General features: G+C 42.9%; 16 protein-coding genes. 6 read left to right on the top strand and 10 right to left on the bottom strand.

Annotated elements, in window-relative coordinates; translation table 11 throughout:
* Positions 1-40 precede the first annotated feature (40 nt).
* Positions 41-463, bottom strand: a complete 423-nt coding sequence (locus MuYL_RS21675; protein WP_094572537.1) for a very short patch repair endonuclease — start codon at positions 461-463, stop codon at positions 41-43.
* A 484-nt stretch (positions 464-947) separates the two neighbouring features.
* On the opposite strand from MuYL_RS21675, the gene frr reads away from it, so the two are divergent.
* Complete coding sequence (gene frr, locus MuYL_RS21670) at positions 948-1,511, top strand: ribosome recycling factor (RefSeq protein ID WP_094573062.1); 564 nt, start codon at positions 948-950, stop codon at positions 1,509-1,511.
* A gap of 203 nt (positions 1,512-1,714) precedes the next feature.
* A complete protein-coding gene (locus tag MuYL_RS21665; RefSeq protein WP_094572536.1) occupies positions 1,715-3,469 on the top strand; it encodes an ABC transporter ATP-binding protein in 1,755 nt (584 codons plus the stop codon).
* A gap of 9 nt (positions 3,470-3,478) precedes the next feature.
* On the opposite strand, the gene MuYL_RS21660 is transcribed toward MuYL_RS21665, so the two are convergent.
* The 6 genes from MuYL_RS21660 to MuYL_RS21635 all read right to left on the bottom strand — a co-directional run bounded on the left by MuYL_RS21660 (position 3,479) and on the right by MuYL_RS21635 (position 16,356).
* On the bottom strand, positions 3,479-4,129 hold the full coding sequence (locus MuYL_RS21660) for a response regulator transcription factor (RefSeq protein ID WP_094572535.1): 651 nt from the start codon (positions 4,127-4,129) through the stop codon (positions 3,479-3,481).
* Between the two features lie 39 nt (positions 4,130-4,168).
* Positions 4,169-4,840, bottom strand: a complete 672-nt coding sequence (locus MuYL_RS21655) for a sensor histidine kinase (protein ID WP_157741045.1) — start codon at positions 4,838-4,840, stop codon at positions 4,169-4,171.
* An 83-nt stretch (positions 4,841-4,923) separates the two neighbouring features.
* A complete protein-coding gene (locus tag MuYL_RS21650; RefSeq protein WP_094572533.1) occupies positions 4,924-5,568 on the bottom strand; it encodes a hypothetical protein in 645 nt (214 codons plus the stop codon).
* A 9-nt stretch (positions 5,569-5,577) separates the two neighbouring features.
* A complete protein-coding gene (locus MuYL_RS21645; protein WP_094572532.1) occupies positions 5,578-6,003 on the bottom strand; it encodes a hypothetical protein in 426 nt (141 codons plus the stop codon).
* A gap of 256 nt (positions 6,004-6,259) precedes the next feature.
* Positions 6,260-12,691 carry an alpha-2-macroglobulin family protein gene (locus MuYL_RS21640; RefSeq protein WP_094572531.1) on the bottom strand — a complete coding sequence of 2,144 codons (6,432 nt, stop codon included), beginning with the start codon at positions 12,689-12,691 and terminating at the stop codon, positions 6,260-6,262.
* Positions 12,692-13,026: 335 nt separating this feature from the next.
* Positions 13,027-16,356: a vitamin B12-dependent ribonucleotide reductase gene (locus MuYL_RS21635; RefSeq protein ID WP_094572530.1), complete on the bottom strand. Its 3,330-nt coding sequence runs from the start codon at positions 16,354-16,356 to the stop codon at positions 13,027-13,029.
* A 354-nt stretch (positions 16,357-16,710) separates the two neighbouring features.
* On the opposite strand from MuYL_RS21635, the gene MuYL_RS21630 reads away from it, so the two are divergent.
* Positions 16,711-17,232: a thioredoxin family protein gene (locus tag MuYL_RS21630; protein WP_094572529.1), complete on the top strand. Its 522-nt coding sequence runs from the start codon at positions 16,711-16,713 to the stop codon at positions 17,230-17,232.
* A gap of 393 nt (positions 17,233-17,625) precedes the next feature.
* On the opposite strand, the gene pyk is transcribed toward MuYL_RS21630, so the two are convergent.
* Together pyk and MuYL_RS21620 are read right to left on the bottom strand one after the other, a co-directional pair.
* Positions 17,626-19,062: a pyruvate kinase gene (gene pyk, locus MuYL_RS21625; RefSeq protein ID WP_094572528.1), complete on the bottom strand. Its 1,437-nt coding sequence runs from the start codon at positions 19,060-19,062 to the stop codon at positions 17,626-17,628.
* 66 nt (positions 19,063-19,128) lie between these two features.
* Positions 19,129-19,554: an IPExxxVDY family protein gene (locus MuYL_RS21620; protein WP_245845682.1), complete on the bottom strand. Its 426-nt coding sequence runs from the start codon at positions 19,552-19,554 to the stop codon at positions 19,129-19,131.
* Positions 19,555-19,701: 147 nt separating this feature from the next.
* Here MuYL_RS21620 and MuYL_RS21615 point away from each other — a divergent pair, with 147 nt between their 5' ends.
* From MuYL_RS21615 to rnc, 3 genes are read left to right on the top strand one after another with little or no spacing between them, the layout of a single operon-like run.
* Positions 19,702-19,938 carry an acyl carrier protein gene (locus MuYL_RS21615; protein ID WP_031266521.1) on the top strand — a complete coding sequence of 79 codons (237 nt, stop codon included), beginning with the start codon at positions 19,702-19,704 and terminating at the stop codon, positions 19,936-19,938.
* Positions 19,939-19,958: 20 nt separating this feature from the next.
* Positions 19,959-21,212, top strand: coding sequence for a beta-ketoacyl-ACP synthase II (gene fabF, locus MuYL_RS21610; protein ID WP_094572527.1), 1,254 nt, complete (start codon positions 19,959-19,961; stop codon positions 21,210-21,212).
* A gap of 8 nt (positions 21,213-21,220) precedes the next feature.
* Entirely contained in the window at positions 21,221-21,946 is a 726-nt protein-coding gene (gene rnc / locus MuYL_RS21605; protein WP_094572526.1) for a ribonuclease III, read from the top strand.
* Positions 21,947-22,024: 78 nt separating this feature from the next.
* On the opposite strand, the gene MuYL_RS21600 is transcribed toward rnc, so the two are convergent.
* The gene (locus MuYL_RS21600) at positions 22,025-22,783 is read right to left on the bottom strand and encodes a hypothetical protein (protein WP_094572525.1); all 759 of its coding nucleotides are present in this window, start codon (positions 22,781-22,783) and stop codon (positions 22,025-22,027) included.
* Positions 22,784-22,827: the final 44 nt, after the last annotated feature.

Here is a 22,827-nt window from a genome sequence, read left to right as displayed (position 1 = left end):
GACTATAAGTCAATCGGATATAAGTGAACTTTGGGGATTGTTAAGAAGTTTTATGAAGCGAATTTATCAGGTTTTCAAGTGTAGCTTCGAGCGAAGATTTTTTTAATTCACATTCCCAAATGGTAATAATATTCCAGCCGGCTGCTTTTAACAAGACTTCCGCATTGTTATCATTTAAAATATTTCCGCCTATTTTATTCAACCACCATTCCGTTCTCGTTTTCGGCACTACATAATATTTGCACCCCTCGTGTCCGTGCCAAAAACAGCCATGGATAAAAATTACGGTTTTGTACTTCGGTAAAACAATATCAGGTTTGCCGGGCAGGGTTTTTACATGCAGGCGGTAGCGGAAACCATTTTTATGCAGAAACTTACGCACCAGCATTTCGGGTCTGGTATCCTTACTCCTGATGCGTGACATGTTATAACTCCGGGTTTCTTTTGAATGTACATCAGCCATAGTGCAAAAATACTACAAACTTCCACCGGCAATAGTTTCCCATGCCCCTCAAAAAACCAAATAAACCTGTTCCACTTTTGTTCCACAGTGTAAACATAGGGCAGGATTAGCGGCAAAAACAGGGGCTTTTTGAAGGTAAAAAAGCCGTGTTCCATCTTGTTCCATCTTGTTCCACCTGTTCCACTTGTTCCGCATGCAGGCGGCGGAATTGCAAAAAGGCTGTTTTTGGCGCAATTTCGCATAAACGTAAATTTCGGAATAAAAAATCTTGTTCCACTTGTTCCGCCTGTTCCGCTTGTGCACACTTGTTCCGCGGAACAGGAACAGGGATGCAGCTGCGTGGTATGGCAAGGGATTTGCGCCTTTAACTAATAGTGCTGCCACAGGTTTAGCGCCCGCCAACGGACGTTTAGGATATTACTGTATTTCCGGACTTTCGGACTCATTAATTTTTATTATTTTTGGCAGCAAAACACACAAACCGATGAGCGAACTCATTAAAAAACAAGTCACAGACGCCAAAGCACACATGGACAAAGCTATTGACCATTGCGACGGCGAGTTACAAAAGATCCGCGCCGGAAAGGCCAGTCCTTCCATGCTTGATGATATAATGGTTGATTACTATGGCAGCCCAACGCCGTTGAGCCAGGTGGGCAGCGTTAACACGCCCGATGCGCGTACCATTGTGGTGCAGCCCTGGGAAAAGTCGATGCTGAGCGCTATTGAAAAGGCCATTATGGAAGCTAACCTTGGTGTTAACCCGCAAAATGACGGGGTGATCATCCGCATCAACGTACCACCGCTAACCGAAGAACGCCGCCGCGATCTTGCCAAAAAGGCAAAAGCTGAAGCTGAAAGCGGTAAAATAGCGATCCGTAACATCCGCAAGGATGCCAATGAGAAGATCAGGAAGCTGAAAACTGAAGGTGTGTCGGAAGATGAGATGAAAGCCGGCGAAGCCGAGATCCAGAAGCTTACTGATGCCTACATCATTAAGGTTGATGTGCTTTCTGACGCAAAGGAAAAAGATATCATGACGGTTTAATCCGCCATTGCCATACTATATTAAAGGGCCATCTGCTGCTGAGCGGGTGGCTTTTTGGTTTTATTGCTATTCTTCGTGTTGGTCCGGCGTACGTCTGTCGGGTAAAGCCGCTTATTCCCTAAAATACGCTGAATGTCAAATTAAGGATAATGAGGTGCTTAGCGGTTCCCTTTTTTTATTTTTGCAAAAATAGTTACTTACTAATGAAGATCTTATTATCCTACCTGTCAAAGCACCGCTGGGTTGTTGCACTTGCACTGCTTATGGCAGCCTTAAATATCGGCTTTTCCCTGCTTGATCCTTATATCACCGGCCGCATTGTTGATGGCGTTATTGAAAAACGCAGCATACTGGCTTATGATCAGTATATCCACAACATTATCGTACTGGTAAGCATGGCCATAGGCGTTGCCATGGTATCGCGTATAGCTAAAAACTTCCAGGATTATTTCACCAATATTATTACCCAAAAGGTGGGCGCCGAAATGTACGCCGACGGGTTAACCCACTCTTTAGAGTTACCCTACCAGGTATTTGAAGACCAGCGCAGCGGCGAAACTTTGGGCATATTGCAAAAGGTGCGGCTGGATTGCGAAAAGTTTATCACCTCGTTCATCAGTATCTTGTTCGTGAGCCTTATCGGAATGGTGTTTGTGATCGTATATTCTGTACATGTGAGCTATAAGGTTACACTGGTGTATTTCGCTGCTATTCCCATCATCACGTTTGTGAGTATGGCCATGAGCCGTAAAATAAAGACCATCCAAAAGCGCATCGTATCAGAAACCACAGCCCTTGCCGGCTCCACTACGGAGTCGTTACGGAATATTGAGCTGGTTAAGAGTTTGGGTTTGGTGAAACAGGAAATTGCTAGGTTGAACAATACCACTTACAAGATCCTGGGGCTGGAACTTAAAAAGGTAAAATATGTCCGCAGTATGAGCTTTGTGCAGGGCACAACGGTAAACTTTGTGCGCAGTGTAATGGTGGTGGTGTTGCTGCTGCTCATCTTCCACGGCACCATTTCGCCGGGGCAATATTTCAGCTTCCTGTTTTACTCGTTCTTTCTGTTTAATCCTTTGCAGGAGCTGGGTAATGTGATCCTGTCATGGCGCGAGGCCGAGGTATCTTTGGGCAACTTTAAGGGAATCCTGAATACACCGATAGATAAGAAACCGGAGAAACCGGTATTACTTGAAAAGGTTAAAACCCTCACTTTTGATAACGTGAGCTTTAAGCACTTAACGGCTAACCGCAACGCGCTTAACAACATCAGCTTTGAAACCAATACCGGCGAAACCATTGCCTTTGTTGGCCCCTCAGGTTCAGGAAAAACCACGCTGGTGAAGCTGTTGGTAGGCTTGTACCAGCCGCTGGAAGGTGATATTTTATATAACAACATCCTGAGCAAGGAAATTGACCTCGACCAGCTGCGTGAGAAGATTGGCTTTGTAACTCAGGATACCCAGCTGTTCTCGGGCTCAATCAGGGAGAACCTGTTATTTGTGCGCCCCGGCGCTACGGATGAGGAATGCCTTGATGTGCTGGAACGTGCCGCCTGCCAAACACTAATGGCCCGCGCCGATAATGGCTTAAGCACCGTAATTGGCGAGGGTGGGGTAAAGGTGTCGGGAGGGGAGAAGCAGCGCCTGTCAATAGCGCGCGCTTTGTTACGCAAACCGGATATCCTGGTGTTTGATGAGGCTACGTCATCGCTTGATTCGATAACCGAAGAGGAGATCACAGAAACCATTCGCGATGTTTCGGTGCTTGATAATCACATTACTATATTGATAGCCCACCGCTTGTCAACCATTATGCATGCCGATAACATTTACGTGCTTGAAAAAGGTAAGATCATTGAATCGGGCAAACACCTTGACCTGATCGCCCAAAAAGGACTGTACTATGCCATGTGGCGTCAGCAGATAGGGGAGAAGATTAGTGTGGAAGCTTAAGGAAGAGTGTTAAACATTGATAATCCCCGTCTTAATGGCGAAGATTACAAGGCCGACCAGGTTCTTTGAGCGTGTTTTTTCAAATAATCGTGCACGATAGCCTTCAACGGTACGGATGCTGAGGCAGATTTTATCCGCAATTTCCTGATTGGAGTACTCCTGGCATACCAGGCGCAGCACCTCAATTTCGCGTTCGTTAAAGTCGGCCAGCGATTGCGTGGAACCGGGCTGGTTATTACCGGCCAGCTGCTTGATCAGGGTTATGGAAAGATGCTCGTTAAAGTAATAGTCTTTATTATAAACGGTTGAGATAGCCTCAATGATCTCTTCGGGTTCCGCATTCTTGAGCAGATAGCCTGATGCACCGGCTTTCATCATATCTACAATATACTTGTCTTCGTTAAACATGGAAAGCGCAAGTACCTTAATGTTTTTGTATTTCTGTTTAACTGCGGTTGTGGTTTGGATACCGTCCATTTCGGGCATTTTAATATCCATTAATATTACGTCCGGCGTAACATCGTTCAGCATCCCCATCAGCTGTTTGCCGTTTGATGCTTCAAGTACCAAATCAAAGTCGGCACAGTCTTCCAGCGTAGCTTTTAAACCGTTCCTGAAAATCTTATGGTCATCCGCAATAGCTAGTTTGATCCTTCCCATAATTAAGTAAATGTCGATAAATATAATTAAAATCAGTTATTATCCCATTACTCTTATAATAGTGATGGTGCCGTTTCTGGGTTTAGTATATACATTTATCTCCCCATTTATAAGCTGAACGCGGCTTTCGAGGTTTTTAAGTCCGAAACCGTGTTTAACCTCTTTTATATTAAATCCCTTACCATTGTCCTTAAATTCCATCACCAGGCCTTCAGTGTCTTTCGATACGGTTAAATGAATTATGGTAGCATCTGAATGTTTAATGGCATTGCTAAACAGCTCCTGGGCTATCCGGTAAAAGGCCAGCTCAATTTCGGGGGGTAACCGTACCTCGTCAAGCTGGATCTTATATTCCACCTGCACATTGGTACCCTTCTCAATCTTTAAGCAAAGGCCTTCCAATGCTTCTTTTAATCCGTAATCAGTAAGTACGGGCGGTAACACGTTATGAATGATGTTGCGGATTTCCTGGATACATTCGTCAGTTAACTTGCGGGTATCAGCCAGTAAAGGGTCTTTGGTTTGGCCAATTGGGCTTTTGTCAAGCCGGTGCAGGTTAAGCTTTATAGCGGATAATACCTGGCCAACACTGTCATGCAGGTCTTCGGCCAGCCGCTTTCGCTCGCTTTCCTGGGTCTCAAAAACAGCATTCAGTAAATCAGTTTGCTTTTCATCATGCAGCTTGCGCAACTCCACCTGGTTCCTGATCATTTTCCGCTGATAGATGATCACGAAAAAAAATAAAAAAATCAAAAGTATTACAATTACAAGCGTACCTGTAACTAATACCGGGATCAGGTCGTTTTCTGGAGTTGGGGCTTGCAAAGTATTCCTACGGTAAATAAAACGTTAGCAATAATGTTAGTTACATTGTGGATTATATAATAATCTTCCTGGTGCGAATTAATGATCCGCCTGAAAAGCATAAACAAAAATATATTAACCGAATAATAAAACAATACCCCGGCATTTATCCAGAATAAGCCCTGCTTTTCAATATGTATAAACTCTTGCCTGGTTAATATCTGGTAAAAATACACCAGTGAAAAAAAAATGAGCAATACGCTTAACACCGTATTTGACATGGATGGATATTCCCATATCCCCTCATTAAATATCAGGTTAAATATTAACAGCATAAATGCCAATATACTTAATATTAAAGTTGCCTTTTTTAGCAGGGGACTAAAAAAGGCAGTGTAGTAAATTGCGGCAAAAAAAACCAGGGTTAGTACAATAAATAGATGTATTGCCGGGAAATTATTAGTGACATGATAATGGCTTGCTATTTCAAAACCCGAATCGAATAATACCGAGATCAGTAAAAAGCCTGCTACAATTTTCAGTGTCTTATCCAAATTCCTGTAATTGTACAAAGCCGAAATAACCGGAAAAAAACCGGATATAATGGACAGGTACAAAATGTAAGTTACAGACATACAATTATTTTATGATAACTCTGTTGGATGCTCAGACATTAAACTTTTAGGGCAGCCGGGAGAGCCCGGGCATGGCATAGACTGTTGTCCTACCACGTCAAAAGCAGTAACCGTTTTCATTTCAGCTTTTGATAATTTCTTTTGGGCGCTGAGTGTATTCAGCATGTCATGTCCTTCTGCTGTTACACCGGTAATTATCAGGTGTCTTTCGCCACCAGCCTCACCATGTGATTTGCTGTGGGCGTGATGAAAACGCAAACCTACACATCCCGGCTGACTCAATATTTTTTCCAATATTTCCTTACCGAAAAAATGAGAATGCGGTTCGTGCGGATTCCTGTCTCTGTGATTTTTTGTCCAGCTTGCAGATAAATCTAAATCGAATTCTTCACCTTCCTTACCGGTAAGGTGAACAGGAGCCTTTGGTTTTTCCATTTTGTTTAAATAATCAGGGTTAATAAAAGTTGCAATAAAACTAATATATATAAGTTACTATTTCAATTAGTGCAAGAAGTACTGCTAAATAATTTTGCAATCAGTAATTTCACAACAAATTCATTATCAGTTATAAATGAACCTGTTTGCGGGTGGTGCTTAAAAATAATGCGTAGTTTTACGTATCAAATTCAGTGTTATTACGGCTGCTAAAAGAAGGCGTTTCGGGTAGTTCAAACGCCTTCTTTATACCATGTCAAGGCTTTATAGTTATTCTGCCGCCGTTTGAGTGGGCATTAAATTCAGGTGCGTACACACTTTGTACCGTGGTTATACCGGTTGAGAAATCGCCCGGCTGGGCTACCCGCAGTTGGTATTCAAATACATAGCTGCCTTTAGCAAGGTAGCTGATAAAGAAATTGGTGGACACATCTTTAGTAACCTGGTAATAATATAAGCCGTCCTGGTATTTATAAGCAGATAAGGCTTCCAAGGGTTCGGTGCCTGAGGGCCGCAGATCTTTCAACTGCACATATTCAAAATCGCGGTCGGCTTTCAGGTTCACTACCACTTTTAGCAAGTCGCCGGTTTTAGGCTTGTGAGCAGCATCAATGGCAATCAATACGGTCCCGGCGCCGGTCTGTTTTTGGATAAAGTATTTCCGTTCCAGCTGTATGTTTGTTTGTGCAGATGTTATCTTATCTAAATTTTCGAGATACTGCCAGTGCAGTGCACCCCAGCTGATATTGGTGCTGTTGTTTTTTATTTCGACGTTTCCCAAAGCGGGTTTAACCTGCTCATCAACCCAGTTGGTTTTCAGGTAGCCTGTTCCGGCATCTGCTTTGATGGCGGGCTTTAATTCATCCAGTGCCTTTCCATCAAGTTTTATGACTGATGCACCGTTAGCTGCGAGCAGATCATTTTCCTTTAATAACAAAGCGTAACAGGCTGCAGCGGTAGCGGTGGTGGTTTTCCAGTTGTTGGTTTGTTTATTGCGCAGCAGCCAGATCTTCATTTCGTCAACCGCTTTGGTGTTATTGCCTGCTTCTGTAAACAATTCAATCATTAGGCTCTGCGTTGCTACAGGGTCCTGGTACCAGTAATAACCGCGCTGGTTTTTTGCCCAATACATCCCCAGGTCGTTACTTTGTTGTGCGGTTTCCAGAATGGAACGCGTTATCTGCATAGTTATATTGGCCTTTTTATACCGCTGCATGGTTAAGGCAATCATTCCCTGCTCATAAACATTTTGATGCGTCCATTGATCCGATGCGCGGGTTAGGTAATCATTCAGCAGCTTTTGCATGGCGTTGCTTACAGGTTTGTTTAAAAAGTAGCTGCGGGTAAACCAGGCCTGGATCTCTATGGCATCAAGCTGCCGGGTTGCATAGCCTTTGTTTTTATTTTGCTGTTTATCAGTTACTATTAAGTGCTCATCCGCATATTTTAGTGCGTTGTTCGCTATTGCCTCCAGGTTCTTGTCGTTATTACTATTTAAATGTTCCAACTCGCCAATTCCCTGCAAAATGTGCTGTGTTATAAAACGGTCAGACCTGTCGCCGCCAAACCATGGGAAACCACCATCAGGCAATTGCATTTTTTGCAGTTTATCCAAATTAGTCTGTAGTTCATCGCTCATTTTATTAAGGTCGAACAAAAGGGCTATTCTTTTTTTCTGTTCTGATTCATTTGCGGCATCCTGCAGCCAGGGAGTTTCTTCAAGCAGTGTAGCCTTCAGTTCCTGGTTCTTTTCCAGGTTTGAGAGCAGTTCAGTGCTGTTTGTGCTTTTCCATTGATTAAACACCTGTTTAATGGCCGGTAGCCTGTTAACCAGGCTGGCCGCTAAACTATTTGCGTAGTACCTGCTAAACGTTTGCTCTGAACACTCATACGGAAACTCCATCATATAGGGCAATGCCTGCACTGCATACCAGGCTGGGTTTTGCGTGTACTCCAGTGTTAAGGTTTTGTTCTGCAGCGTCGTGCTGGTTTGATTTACAAGCCTATCAAAAGTAAAATTGCGGGTTTGCCCGGCGCGCACCATCATCGGCATTGATTCAGTAACCAGCATCCGGTTGGGCAGTACCGGCAGGGTATTCTCTTCGCCATCGGTAAATTGTCCGGCATCAGCAGTGAGGCGATAGGTCAGTGCGTCCAATCCGGCGGGAATAGCCAAACGAAAAGTAACCGCCTTATTGGTGCTGCCTGCAATTTCAAATTGCTGCGCTGCATCTGTTTGATTTGCAAATAAATTTACCGGCTGCATACTCAGGCCATTAAAAAGCTGCATTTTAACAGTGCCTTTTAATGTCTTCTCTGTTAAATTAGCCAACCGGGCCGATACTTCAATGGTATCACCCTCCCGAAAAAAGCGGGGCATATTGGCGCTGATGTTCAGTTGTTTTTGGGTAACAACTTCATTTTCAATATAGCCGGTTTGCAGCTGTTTGGTATGGGCCAATGCTTTAAAACGCCATTTGGTCAACGATTCAGGAATGGTAAATTCAACCAGGATCTCCCCTTTTTCATTTGTAAGTAGCTGCGGGTAAAAGAATGCAGTTTCGTTAAAGTTTTTGCGGATGGTAATGGGTTTGGCAGAACCTGGTTTTGGAATGGAAAGCTCCCTCAATGTCTCTTTATCGGCAGCAACTGCCATACTGGAATCAGCCATTACCTGTACCCCTGCAGCTACACCAGCCAATTCTGTATTTAAATATCCGCTGGAATTTCCTCTTATCGATACAACAGATGCAGAGAACGAAACAGATCTTTTTTGTGTGCCATAACCCATAACTACCACTTCGTTTAAGCTGTTTTTATCGGCCTCCAGCTTTACCGTTACGTTTTCGCTTTTGGTGGTAGCCAGTTCCTTGGGCAGATAGCCCAAAAAGCTAAATGCCAGTTTGCCGTTAACTGGCACCTTTATTTTAAAATAGCCATAGGTATTGGTTGTAGTAGCAATGTTAAAGCCTTTTATGGCAACAATAACACCGGGTAAGGCCAATCCGTCTTTGGCATCCTTAATCCTGCCGCTAACAACATAGCCGCTTTTAACCTTTACGGCGTTTTGCAGGTATTCTGCCTCCAGCCGTTTATCGTTAACCGCATTCACCGCGTTTTTCTTTGCTTTTTGCAGATATTCGCTATACCCGTTATTATAGCCGCCATAATAGCTGTATCCAAATAGGTTTAACCTTTCATAATCACGGGTAAGTGGGGTAAAGTAACGGTTACTGCTCATTAAAGGATAGGTTTCTGCTGCGTTTAAAAAATCGTAGCTGTTCCAGGCAAAATAATTGGGCTGGTAGTTTTCCTGCTGATCCAATTTTGCTGTCCAGTTTTGCGCAGGGGCGATATCATTTAATGATGCATCATACAGTTCAGCCAGCAGTTCGGCTGCTTGTTTTTCATTCGCCCCGTTAGTTATGCGCAGTTTCCATTGTTCCTTTTCGCCCGGCTGCAGCTTATTGCGGAAGGTCAGGAAGCTGATCTTTAAGTTTTGATCAGGGTCCGAAATAAAGATTTTTTGATAACTGCTGTATAGCCTGTTCTGGTAAATCATCATAAACTGTACGGCTACATTCTTGTCGGTATCTGCAATAGGTATTTTTATATTTTGCTGCCCTTTGTCAATAGTAATCCATTTGGACGAAATGAGCCTCGCAGCGTTATACCGCTCCATCAAAACATTTATTTTTTCATTCACCCCAACAAAAAATTCAGCCTTCTCACCCGGCTTTACGGCATTCACCACGGGAATAACCCAATTATTAAACGACGCTGGTTTTGCTTCTGCACCAACAAGATTCACATATTTTGTTACCAATGTGGTATCGCCTTTCTCATTGTGTGCGCTTATAATTACCCGGTAAGTTCCCGGTTGCTGTTTCCGCAGCTCGCCCATGTCAATTATACCGGCTGTATCCGCATTTATTTTCAGGCTATAGTTTGCTATCCTGGCAAGGCGCGGCCATTTGGCAACTTCGTCTTCATTTGCGTAAGCATAAAAAGGGAAATCATTTTCAAAATCCGTTTTGCTCATTATATGCTGATCCGGCTTTTCCCACAAACGCTTATTAAACGGGTGATCAATATTTTGCAAAGGATAAACTTCAACCGTTACCACGCCCTTTTGCGGCTGGCCGTTTAGATTATTAATTTTTACACCCATTTTTATAGGGCCTTTGGTTAATAATTGAAAAGGCAAATCATTAACTATTATAATATCATTGTTGCCTACCGTAACCATTGTTTGGGCCGAATGAGTTTCGCCGCTGGCATCGGTTACATCGGCACTTAAATTATAGTTGTAAATTTCCGTGCCTCTCCCGGGGCTTTCTCCAGCAATCGCCCTGAATTTTATAGTATAGTTGCCCTGGTTATCCGTTATAAGGGTATCTGTTTTTATTTCGGCAATAACCGGGTTATAGTTGTAACGGTTTCTCCCGCTATAATTATAGTTATCAAAAATCCTGTTTTGGGAACGTGTAATATGGTAAGCAACTTTAGCCTGTGATAAACCATAACCTGAAAATGCCATTACTGTCCCTTTTACAGCAACCGTGTCGTTTATTTTGTAGCTCTCCTTAACAGGTAAAAACGTTACCTGGAAGGTTGGCCGTTTATATTCCTCTACCTTAACACTAATGCTCCCGTATTCAGTTTCCAGTTCAACATCGCCGTTAAGCATGGCTTGCGGGATAATAAAGCTGCCGGTCACTGTGCCAAATTCATTGGTTTTTAACTTTAAGGAGCTTACTGTTTTATCGTTTACGTCCTTAAAATCCACGTTCAGCTCCTTATCGGTAATGATTTTGCTTTTTCCTTTAAAGGTTTGGATTTGTAGGCCTTTAAAATAAATGGTTTGCCCCGGGCGATAGATCTGCCTGTCGGTAAATAAAATGGTTTTATCCTCCGGGTCATCATAATTATCCGGCTCATTTGCACCCTCAAATCTTTTATTATCATTACGCAACGTATCGCCCTTAATTTGCAGGCTAATTGAAACATTGTTATTTGACGTGATCTTTTTTGCAAGATATTGTCCTTCTTTATTTGATGTGCCGCTTTCTGAGGTCTCGTTCCATTCGGATTTTTTCAGTGTAGCGTTATAAGTATAGGTACGGCCGGTCAGGTTTATTTGAACGCCGCTCAAAGGTTTGCCTGTTTCGCGCTCCATCACTCTTACTTCATCAGTTCCGTCGGGGTTAGCCCTTAAATTAAAAGCTAAGGCGCTAATCTTAAATTCGGTCATTTCTGTTAAGGATTCATCATTGCTTGCCTTATCTCTGGCTATTAATACATAGTTACCGGGTGCAAGCGCAGCTATTTTAAACTCAAAACTGTGTGTGCGGTAGTCCCCGGCATCGGCCCAGTTTATTTCATCAGTTTTTGTGGGCTTTAGCGTCCTTAGGAAGTTGAATTTGCGTTTCGTGATGTCTGCATAATTTACATCGGGCGTGGTGCTTAAGGTATTGTATTTTTTGAGCTGATCTTCAGATAGCCGGTAAATTGCGATGCCCGCCGAAGTGAGATTCCTGTAAGTAAGCAGCGCAAGAATAGGTTTGTTGGGAATATTAACTTCTTCGACCTTGGCCGAGATTTCCTTTGCCTTGATATTTTCTATTAAAGCAGCCGCATTTTTACCGCCTAAACTTTCAGGGTAGGCCCCTTCTGCTTTTTTAAAATAGTTATAAGCGGTTTTCAGGCTGTCCTGCTCTTTATAATAAGTGCCCTGTAATACCAAAGCTTCGCTGCTGATTGGATTATCGGCGAAAGTTTTTGCCGTTTTATCCAGGGCTGCCAGGTAAAGGGAGTCTTTATTGGGAACACTTGCCTTTGAATATAAAAACTTAAGCCTTTGCAGGTCGATATCCGCGAGCGCTTCCTGCTGGTTTGCCTGCAAATGAAAAGCCGTAGCCTGTTGTAAATATTTTATCCCCTGGTACCAGGTTGATGCCGTATCGGTGGTATTGATGGTTAAGTTTATAAAACCCCGGCTGTCGCCAAAAAGGGCAGGATCATTTAACAAAAAAGGCAATTTGGGCCGGGTTAGTCCCGGCTCATCGGTTAGGTAAAAATCAAGGGCGCGCTGTACCAGCAGGTCATATAAAGTTGGCCTCAAATAACGGGTGGAAGTATCGCCGTCCAAAACCCCATTAAGCATCGCTAAAGGCGTATCCTGTTCCCTTTTGGCATCAGCCAGTGATAACCCATATAGATTACCGGTTTCGGCAATTATGGTTTGCAGGTCCCATTTGGTAAAATCGGTATCCGCCTGTAAAAGCCGGCTCCGCTGGTTAAATTTATAGCGGTTTTGCTGGTAATATTTCCAGTATGTTTCGGCAAGTAAGGATTGCAATACAGGTTGCACCGGAAACTTAGCCTGCGCAATATCAGCTTTTAACCGGCTTATAATAGCTACTAACGCGTCTTCCTCCAAATACGACTGAAAGGTCATCCTGTAAATAACCGCCCTGATCTGCTGCGGTGCATTTTTATCAGCACGCGCCATTGCGTCAAGTCTATCCACTTCTTTAAGCGCTGATTTGGGTAAGCCAACATTCGCTAATGAGTCAATCCGGAAGCCAAGCCTTTCGTACTTCACCTGCGCATTTACCGCGGTAAAACAAACAACAAAACATACAACGGATAGGTATTTCAGTGTTTTAAAAGGTAGAATGGTCATAAATGTTCAGGTTAACTGTGGATGTTAGCATTGCTTAAATTTAATTACTTAACCTGTAGATGCATAACAGCTCATTATTCCACAATAAAAGTAATTTTTTTTCGGACAGACTTGCGTATCAGCAAAATTTAAAAGCAATCAGCAGCGGGTTGATCCCCGTGGCCGTGATTTTTTCGCATAAAAAAGCCCCGGTAAACTACTCCGGGGCTAACTAAAATTAAACTATAAAACTGAACACAAAACGCCTTTTTCAGAAGGTCATTGGTCATCCGTCATTAGTCATTACCTTTCGCTTCTTTGCCTTTCGCCTTTAACCTTTATCCTTTCACCTCTCCTTAACTGCATCCCATCGAAGTGCCGCAATTCAAACATTTATAACAAGTGCCTGAGCGGATGGTGGTATGTCCGCAGTTATTGCAGGCCGGGGCGTCGCTTTGTACCCCCATACTTACATCAACGCTAAATTGCTTTTTACTGCCACCGCTGCTACTCCCCGCCACCGGCTGATAAACGTTGCTTTCATCCGGGTTAACATCATTGTCGTCCATTTGCGAGTTGCCAACAATGCCCTGCTGTTCTGTTATTACGTGAACAAGGTCCGTACGGTTTTGGTATTCGTAGCCAAGCATCCTGAAAATGTAATCAATTATGGATGTAGCGCTTTTTATGTTGGCATGGCCAACCACCATACCCGCCGGTTCAAAGCGGGTAAAAGTAAATTTCTCCACGTATTCTTCAAGCGGTACACCATATTGCAAGCCAACTGAAACAGCAATAGCAAAGCAGTTCATCAGCGAGCGGAAAGTGGCGCCTTCCTTGTGCATATCTACAAATATTTCACCCAGTGTGCCATCTTCGTATTCGCCTGTACGTACAAATACCGTTTGCCCGTCAATACTTGCCTTTTGTGTATATCCCCTGCGTTTAAACGGCAGGCTCTTCTTTTGCACCACGCGCGATAGCTGGCGCATAAAGTTGGTGTCTTTTGATTTTTCCATGATCGCCATGGCCGCCTCTATCACTTGTTCGCTGGTTAAATCGCTTAGTTTCACATTGGCGGCTTGTCCTAAAACTTCTTCCACGGTTTCCAGCTTTTCATCACTTACAGCCTCTTTCTCTTCTTTAGTGTCTGATTTGGTCGATAGCGGCTGCGATAATTTACAACCATCACGGTAAAGCGCATTTGCCTTTAAGCCCAGCTGCCATGATAGCTCATAACAATCTTTTATCTCATCAACATTAGCCTCATTAGGCAGGTTAATGGTTTTTGAAATAGCACCCGATAGGAACGGTTGCGCCGCCGCCATCATTTTTATATGCCCGTGCGAGTGGATATAACGTTCGCCTTTTAAACCGCATTTATTGGCACAGTCAAATATGGGGTAATGTTCGGTTTTTAAATAAGGGGCGCCCTCAATGGTCATGGTGCCGCAGATGTACTCATTAGCTTCGGCTATTTCCTTGCGGCTAAAACCCAATGCCCGCAGTACATTAAAGTCTGGCGCATTATATTGTTCGGGCTTAAAGCCAAGGCGTTTAAAGCAATCCTCGCCAATTGTCCAGATGTTGAAAGCAAAGCCGATCTCAAAAGCAGCTAACAGCCCTTTGTCCAGTTTCTCCAGCTCGTCATCGGTAAAGCCTTTACCTTTTAAAGTTTCAATATTAATATGAGGGGAACCTTTTAACGTAGCGGCACCCTTAGCATAGTTTACAATGGTAGTAACCTCGTGTTCGGTATAACCCAAATTGCTTAAAGCTTCGGGCACCGCCTGGTTTATTATTTTAAAATAACCGCCACCCGATAGTTTTTTAAACTTAACCAAAGCAAAATCAGGCTCAATGCCGGTAGTATCGCAATCCATCACCAGGCCTATAGTGCCGGTGGGGGCAATTACGGTAGTTTGCGCGTTGCGGTAGCCATACTGCTCACCCATTTCAACAGCCTTATCCCAGGCGTTACAAGCTGCAGATAACAGGTAATCCGGGCAGTCGGCCTGCTCAATTCCCGGAGGGGCAATTTCCAGCCCTTCATAGTTCCCGGTTGAGTTATAGGCGGCATAGCGGTGGTTGCGCATTACCCGCAGCATGTGTTGTTTATTATCTTCGTACCGGCTAAAGGTGCCCAACTCCCTTGCCATTTCGGCCGAGGTTGCATAAGCGGTACCCGTCATAATAGCGGTAATGGCACCGCCGATCGCGCGGGCTTTTTTACTGTCGTAGGGGATGCCGTTAACCATTAACGCCGAGCCAAGGTTGGCAAAGCCCAAACCCAGGGTACGGTAATCGTATGATAACTGCGCCACTTCTTTGGATGGGAACTGCGCCATCAGCACCGAGATCTCCAAAACAATTGTCCAGATGCGGCAGGCATGTTCAAATCCTTTAACATCAAATATGCGTGTTTTGGGATCAAAAAAATGAGCAAGGTTGATAGATGCCAGGTTACAGGCAGTGTTATCCAAAAACATATATTCCGAACAAGGGTTGGATGCATTGATCCTTCCGCCTTCGGGGCAAGTATGCCATTCATTTATGGTGCTGTCAAATTGTACACCCGGATCGGCACAGGCCCAGGCTGCAAAAGCAATATCGTCCCAAAGTTTTTGCGACGAAACTGATTTGATGGCTTTGCCGGTCATCCTGCTGGTTAAATCCCATGGTTTACCCTCTTTTAATGCTTTAAAAAAGCTGTTGGGGATGCGCACCGAGTTGTTTGAGTTTTGCCCCGATACGGTTTTGTAAGCCTCGCCTTCATAGTCGGAGGAGTATCCGGCGGCTATAAGTGCTGCAACTTTCTTTTCTTCTTCTACCTTCCAGTTTACAAAGTCTTCAATCTCTGGGTGGTCCAGATCCAGGCAAACCATTTTGGCTGCCCTGCGGGTTGTTCCACCCGATTTTATTGCCCCTGCTGCACGGTCGCCTATTTTCAGGAACGACATTAGGCCTGACGAATAACCACCTCCCGAAAGTTTTTCGTTATCGCCCCTGATCTTTGAATAATTGGTGCCAACGCCCGATCCGTATTTAAAGATCCTGGCCTCGCGTACCCACAGATCCATTATTCCGCCTTCGTTCACCAGATCATCATCTACAGAAAGTATAAAACAGGCATGCGGCTGCGGGCGTTCATAGGCAGAAGTTGATTTGCTCAGCTCTTTCGTTGTTGGGTCAACATAATAATGACCCTGTGGCTTGCCCGTTATGCCGTAAGAGTTGTGCAGCCCCGTATTGAACCATTGCGGCGAGTTTGGCGCTGCCAGCTGCCCGGCAATGGTATAAACTATTTCATCATAAAAAATTTCGGCATCTTTTGGGCTGGCGAAGTATCCGTAGCGCATACCCCATTCCTTCCAGCACTTAGCCATGCGGTTGGCAACTTGTTTAATACTTCTTTCAGACCCGGTGCTACCATCAGATAATGGTACGCCGGCTTTGCGGAAATATTTTTGTGCAAGTATGTCAGTAGCTACCTGGCTCCAGGTTGCCGGCACTTCCACATCGTTCATTTCAAAAACGGCATCGCCCGAGGGGTTCCTGATTACCGACGATCGCTTTTCATATTTAAACAGATCAAAAACACTGATCCCTTCTTTAGTAAAATACCTCTCAATTTTTAATCCTTTGTCGTTTTCGGTAGTGGTTTTTTTGTCGATGTCGTTTCCCATTTCAATGCGTGTGAAGTAAGCAGAATTCAGTTAAGAAAAACTTTTTGGGGTTTTACGTAAATCTATTGTACATCATCATGGAATTCAATGCAGAGTTTTCCACAACCTGTGCAGAAGGTGTTCTTTTATAGTGCTGTTTATTCCAAATAACTAACATTCAATTGGTTAATGGTGTTGAAAAGTGATTTTGGGTGCTATTTTGCATGCTAATAATAATCGCTCCAAATAACAGGGGTCGATAAATTAGGTTCAGACCGAAAAAGGTAGATTTTTAGTACTTCCCGGGGTTGAAACTGACGCTGGTTTGTAGAAATCGTTAATAATTCAGACTTTAGTAAAAACGTAACACTAAACATGAAAAAACTAGTATTGATCGCATCGTTCATTATAATAGGCTATGGTGTAAAGGCACAAACGGCTGCCGCCCCCGTTAAGCTAACCGACACGGCCAAACTATATCACCCTAATGCAGACGCCAGGGCCGATATTGCCAATGCTGTAAAAAAAGCAGCAGCCGAACACAAAAATGTACTATTGCAAATAGGGGGAAACTGGTGTATCTGGTGCATCCGTTTCAACGACCTGGTTATTCATGATGCCGACCTGAATAAATATGTGCGTGATAATTATGTGATTGTACACGTAAATTACAGTAAAGAGAACATGAACGAAAAACTGCTTGCCGACCTTGGCTACCCGCAGCGTTTCGGCTTTCCGGTATTCATAGTGCTGGACGATAAAGGCAACCGGCTGCACACGCAAAACTCGAGCTACCTGGAAGAAGGCAAAGGCCACGGTAAGGATAAAGTAATGGGCTTTTTCCATGATTGGGCACCGTCTGCAATGGATCCAAAGAACTACGTGAGCACCAAATGATGCGATAGTTATTTAATGCAGCAGGAAGGTAATTTTAAAACTACATGTAGATTTTAAACGTATTTATTAATAACGGGTTAATACTAATTAAACTTTGCCCCCGTTATGGTAGTCCAAACTGATGTATAACAAAAAAGTTACAGTATGAAAACGTTAAGAATTTGCTGGGATTATTACTTCGCCAATTTAGATAAACTAAAAGGTAAAGCCTGCCAGGCGGAAGTGTATTAATTTAAATTGTAAGAGTTGTAGGGCTGTAAATATTGCAGTTTAAAAAGAAAAGGTTTTAATGAGCGGATATTTAGATAACCCGCTCATTAAAACCTTTATTTATTTAAAAAGTTGTCTGGTTTAACCCTTCCAACCTTTAATCGCATTTTCACTACTATAACCTTAGTCAATAACAGTAACCTTAAGCATATTTGTTTTGGCCTTTTTTGAAATTGGTACTGATGCTGTATTAATTACCACATCGCCTTCACTTATCAGGTTTGCCGCTTTTAGAATTGCATTAACGTCGCTTATGGTTTGATCAGTGCTTTCGTCGCGATCATAATAAAACGTGCGTACACCCCATAATAAACTCAATGCATTAAGCAGGTGTTTGTTAGCTGTAAAAATAAAAGTACCGGCTTTTGGCCTGTAGCTCGAAATTTCAAAAGCAGTGTAGCCCGAAGTTGTCATTGAAACAATACCAACGGCGTTGGTGTGCTCAGCTAAATAAACAGCAGAACCGCAAACGGCATCGCTCAGGTAATCCGGAGATGAAGAATCAGTGTTGGCATCTTTATTAGCGTTAAACGGATAACCAAGATCTTCAACGTTGCGGATAATCTTAGCCATGGTTTCAATAACTATCACAGGGAATTCACCAACTGATGTTTCACCGCTAAGCATCACTGCATCAGCGCCGTCAAGCACAGAGTTGGCAACGTCATTCACCTCGGCGCGTGTCGGGCGTGGGGTAGTGATCATTGATTCCAGCATCTGGGTAGCCACAATTACCGGTTTTGACGCCTCGCGGCATTTACGGGCAATCATTTTTTGTAAAAGCGGAACTTCTTCAAGCGGCATTTCAACGCCAAGGTCGCCACGGGCAACCATTACGCCGTCAGTTGCAGCAATAATTTCGTCAATATTATCGATAGCCTCCGGCTTTTCAACCTTTGCAATTACTTTAGCAGCTTTCCCGCTTTCAGCAATTATTTTCTTTAATTCAAGTATGTCCTGTCCGGTACGTACAAATGAAAGGCCAACCCAATCAACATCCCAGTCCAATGCATATTGAAGGTTTTCAAGATCTTCTTCTGTTAAGCTTGGGATAGATACTTTAGTGTTTGGAAGGTTAACCCCTTTACGCGACGTTAAAATACCACCGTGTACCACTTCGCAAACAACGGTATCCTGCCTGTTGGTTTCAATAACCCTCATTTGGATCTTTCCGTCATCCAGCAAAATAATTTCATCCGGCTGTACGTCCTGCGGAAAAGTAGGATAAGTGATGTAGATCTGGTTATCATCACCAATCAGCTCATGAGTAGTAATATTAATACGGGTTTTGTTAACCAGGTTAATACCGCCATCTTTTACCAGGCCTATGCGGATCTTGGGGCCCTGAAGGTCGGCAAGGATCCCTACATTGGTTTTATATTCAGCATTTATTTCACGAATGGTATCAATTACTGCTTTATGATCCTGGGCTTTTCCATGTGAAAAGTTTAAGCGGCAAATGTTTACGCCAGCTTTAATCATGGCCAGTAAAACTTCTTTTTTTGCCGAAGCGGGGCCCATTGTGGCAACAATTTTAGTTCGGTTATAATATAATTTCATACTTATCTGGTTAATTCGGCTTATAAGGTAACGTTTAGTGTACCCTTAACACTTTTAAAATTTGCGCTAAAATAAGAGATTTTCACGTGATTTTATTTTTTTAGGATCAATCTTTACTGCGGCCACAATTTCATTTACTTTATTTAAAGCAGAAACAAGGCTGTCAAGGTCATTTTCGTCGATATAATTTTTTATCAACAAAAAATAATCTGCCTTTTTCATCTCCGGTATCAGGTAACCATCGGAGCCTTTGTTGGCAATAAAGTAGAAATCCGTTTCCGTTGCCTCCCAATTATAGTGATATATTGAAAATAATACAGGTTCAGGCCCATGATGTATGTCAACTTCAAGGTCCTGAATTTTGGTCAAATTAAAGCTTAAAGCCTTGTTAATCAAATAACAAACCCTGTAATCTTTCAACGAAGTTGTAACCGCTATGAGAACAAAATCAAGATCGATCTCAAACTTTAAAAATTTCCTGTTCAAAATCATTACTTTTGCACCGGTAAAAATACAAAATCGAAACACTTGCAATAATATATTGTTGCATATAATGCAAAAGTTTTTAGATTTGATATTTATCAGAATTTATTTTTCCTTTGCACAGAATTTTTATTTAATCATTTAAACTATAAGACTATGTCTGATATCGCTTCAAGAGTAAAAGCTATTATCGTAGAAAAATTAGGTGTTGACGAAAGTGAAGTTACACCCGAAGCTAGCTTCACCAATGATCTTGGTGCTGACTCGTTAGACACCGTGGAATTAATCATGGAGTTTGAAAAAGAATTTAACGTGGCTATTCCTGATGATCAGGCCGAAACCATCGGTACTGTAGGTCAGGCTGTTGCTTACCTTGAAAAAAACGTTAAGTAAGAACTCCCCAACGCTATTAAATGGAGTTTAAAAGAGTTGTTGTAACCGGGCTTGGAGCACTCACCCCAATTGGTAATACAGTTCCTGAATATTGGAATTCGTTACTTAATGGTGTGAGTGGCGCTGCCTTGATTAAGAGTTTTGATACTGAGAAGTTCAAAACCAAATTTGCGTGCGAAGTGAAAGGCTTCGACGCTGATGCCTTTTTAGGCCGTAAAGACGCACGTAAGCTTGATCCCTTTGTTCAGTATGCCTTATTTTCAACAGAAGAAGCGGTAAAAGATGCAGGGTTAAACTTTGATTTGCTTGATACTAATCGTATCGGCGTAATCTGGGGATCGGGTATTGGTGGTTTGAAAACGTTTTTGGATGAGGTTGTTAACTTTGCCAAAGGTGATGGAACGCCACGTTTTAATCCGTTCTTTATTCCAAAAATGATAGCTGATATTGCCCCTGGCCATATCTCTATTAAATATGGTTTACGCGGACCTAATTTTTCAACCGTTTCTGCCTGCGCATCCTCAAATAATTCGCTGATTGACTCATTTAACTATATCCGTTTGGGTAAAGCTAATATGTTCATCAGCGGAGGATCTGAAGCAATTATTAATGAAGCCGGTATAGGCGGATTTAACGCCATGCATGCCTTATCAACCCGAAACGATGATCCGGCAACGGCGTCGCGTCCGTTTGATCTGGACAGGGATGGTTTTGTGGCCGGAGAAGGTGCAGGTACCATTATTTTGGAAGAACTGGAGCACGCAAAAAAACGCGGTGCAAAAATTTATGCTGAAATGATTGGCGGCGGTATGAGTGCTGATGCTTATCACATGACAGCCCCGCATCCTGATGGATTAGGTGCTGCGCTGGTAATGAGGCATGCTTTGGAAGATGCAGGTATTACACCGGCAGATATTGACTACGTGAACGTTCATGGTACTTCGACACCAATAGGCGATCCGCAGGAGGTTAAAGCAATCCAGGATGTTTATGGTGACGAAATTTACAGGATAAATATCAGTTCAACCAAATCAATGACCGGGCACTTGTTAGGTGCTGCAGGTGCTGTTGAGGCAATTGCTGCTATTTTAGCTTTAAAGAATGATATTGTTCCACCAACAATCAATCATTTTACTGACGATCCGGCTTTTGATCCAAAAATTAATTTCACGTTCAATAAAGCACAAAAACGCGTAGTGAGAATAGCACAAAGCAATGGATTTGGGTTTGGCGGGCACAATGCTTCTGTGATATTTAAAAAGTACGAAGAATAATACACTGGATGCCTATAAGTCGGTTTTACAAGCTCTATCTTTCACCAAATAGAAAATACGTAAAGGTTTTGAAAAATTTGCTCGGTTTTGTACCGGGCAATTTGTCGTTATACAAACTCGCATTCCGGCATAAATCTGTTGCGCAGAATATTAAAAAGGGGGTAAAGAACAGTAATGAGCGGCTCGAATTTTTAGGCGATGCCGTATTAGGCAGTGTAGTAGCCGAGGTGCTTTTTAAACTTTACCCGTATGAGGACGAAGGCTTTTTAACCGAGCTACGTTCAAAAATTGTAAGCCGCAATAACCTTAACCAGTTGGCCCGCAAACTTGGTTTCGATAAGTTGATTGAGTATGATAGCCGCATGTTAAATTCCTCAAGGCAGGGCTCGTTATTGGGCGATGCTTTTGAGGCTTTGGTAGGCGCTGTATATTTAGATAAGGGTTATGATTTTACCCGCAGCTTTTTGGTGAACCACATCATCAAGTCGCATGTGGATATTCACACGCTTGAGCAAACGGAAAGCAATTTTAAAAGTAAATTAATTGAGTGGTGCCAGCGCCATGGAAAAGATATTTCTTTTGACCTGGTTGGCAACGAGGAAGGCGAGAGTATGAAATTGTTTACCGTTCAGGCACTTATTGATGGTGAGGTGATGGGGCAGGGAAAAGAATTCAGTAAAAAGAATGCTGAAAAACTTGCTGCCGAAAAAGCCTGCGAAAACCTTGGGATTTAATCCCTCGACGTCCTGATTAACATTCTTGCTATTCTGAATAATTTTTAAACTACGGGAATTACGAAACGACGTGATGATTTATGGCTGATCTTGTTTCGGCTTTATAAAGGTTGGCTGGTTTAGTTGCTCCAGTTTTGTTTTGTTTTCTGATTTGTCGTAAAAATCATACGATTTCCTGATCTGTCTGATCAACTCATAATCATTCCATCCTTTAAGATCCTCGAAGGACGGCGTGTAGTACTCCATGAATTTTTTTGCAACGGTATCGGTGGTATTCGTGACCCTCATTACTAGCGCTACATTGTATCTTCGCCTTAATTCGGCATACTCAAGTTCGCCTTTTGAGAAATTTGCAAAACGGCGCGCATTGCCCGGTCCTTTTCCAAAAAGCTCGTATAGGCCGGTTAAAGGAGATGTTAAAAAAGAAGTTACAGGTGGTTTTCCGTTATAATAAATCCCCTGTTTGCGGTAATCGCTCATTATTTCGTTTAGTTCCTGTCGTTTGGTCTGGCCTTTAATAGTCACCTGGTCAAGCTGAATAACCGGCTGCATATAAACAGGAATATCTGCCTTCGCTGTTATAATTACCTTTTGATCGGTATAGTTTAATTTGCTGAAAAGCAGGGTGTCGCCAATCGCTGCATCAACTGAAAACCAGCCCAGCTCATCGCTCATTTTAATGTCTCTGCTCCGTAAATTGGTTATTAGCACCTGAGCTATTCGCTCAGTGCTTACACTTCTTGAAATAACACCCTTAACAACAAATGTTTGCTGTGCACTTGCCTGTAACCAAAGGCCGAAGCAAAGCATAGTTATTGTAACAAATTTATAGCGCATCCGGGCAAAGTTAAAGATTGTAAGCCACAGTAAATGTAAAAAAG

Origin of the sequence: Mucilaginibacter xinganensis, assembly GCF_002257585.1 — a bacterium.
In the GTDB taxonomy this organism is placed as follows: domain Bacteria; phylum Bacteroidota; class Bacteroidia; order Sphingobacteriales; family Sphingobacteriaceae; genus Mucilaginibacter; species Mucilaginibacter xinganensis.
The sequence above is the reverse complement of the archived record's forward strand: the minus strand, read 5'-3'. Positions and strand labels throughout refer to the sequence as shown.

Coding starts and splice junctions, on each gene's coding strand:
- MuYL_RS21675 (WP_094572537.1), bottom strand. CDS start 463: ATGGCTGATGTACATTCAAAAGAAACCCGGAGTTATAACATGTCACGC.
- frr (WP_094573062.1), top strand. CDS start 948: ATGAGCGAACTCATTAAAAAACAAGTCACAGACGCCAAAGCACACATG.
- MuYL_RS21665 (WP_094572536.1), top strand. CDS start 1,715: ATGAAGATCTTATTATCCTACCTGTCAAAGCACCGCTGGGTTGTTGCA.
- MuYL_RS21660 (WP_094572535.1), bottom strand. CDS start 4,129: ATGGGAAGGATCAAACTAGCTATTGCGGATGACCATAAGATTTTCAGG.
- MuYL_RS21655 (WP_157741045.1), bottom strand. CDS start 4,840: ATGATCAGGAACCAGGTGGAGTTGCGCAAGCTGCATGATGAAAAGCAA.
- MuYL_RS21650 (WP_094572533.1), bottom strand. CDS start 5,568: ATGTCTGTAACTTACATTTTGTACCTGTCCATTATATCCGGTTTTTTT.
- MuYL_RS21645 (WP_094572532.1), bottom strand. CDS start 6,003: ATGGAAAAACCAAAGGCTCCTGTTCACCTTACCGGTAAGGAAGGTGAA.
- MuYL_RS21640 (WP_094572531.1), bottom strand. CDS start 12,691: ATGACCATTCTACCTTTTAAAACACTGAAATACCTATCCGTTGTATGT.
- MuYL_RS21635 (WP_094572530.1), bottom strand. CDS start 16,356: ATGGGAAACGACATCGACAAAAAAACCACTACCGAAAACGACAAAGGA.
- MuYL_RS21630 (WP_094572529.1), top strand. CDS start 16,711: ATGAAAAAACTAGTATTGATCGCATCGTTCATTATAATAGGCTATGGT.
- pyk (WP_094572528.1), bottom strand. CDS start 19,062: ATGAAATTATATTATAACCGAACTAAAATTGTTGCCACAATGGGCCCC.
- MuYL_RS21620 (WP_245845682.1), bottom strand. CDS start 19,554: ATGATTTTGAACAGGAAATTTTTAAAGTTTGAGATCGATCTTGATTTT.
- MuYL_RS21615 (WP_031266521.1), top strand. CDS start 19,702: ATGTCTGATATCGCTTCAAGAGTAAAAGCTATTATCGTAGAAAAATTA.
- fabF (WP_094572527.1), top strand. CDS start 19,959: ATGGAGTTTAAAAGAGTTGTTGTAACCGGGCTTGGAGCACTCACCCCA.
- rnc (WP_094572526.1), top strand. CDS start 21,221: ATGCCTATAAGTCGGTTTTACAAGCTCTATCTTTCACCAAATAGAAAA.
- MuYL_RS21600 (WP_094572525.1), bottom strand. CDS start 22,783: ATGCGCTATAAATTTGTTACAATAACTATGCTTTGCTTCGGCCTTTGG.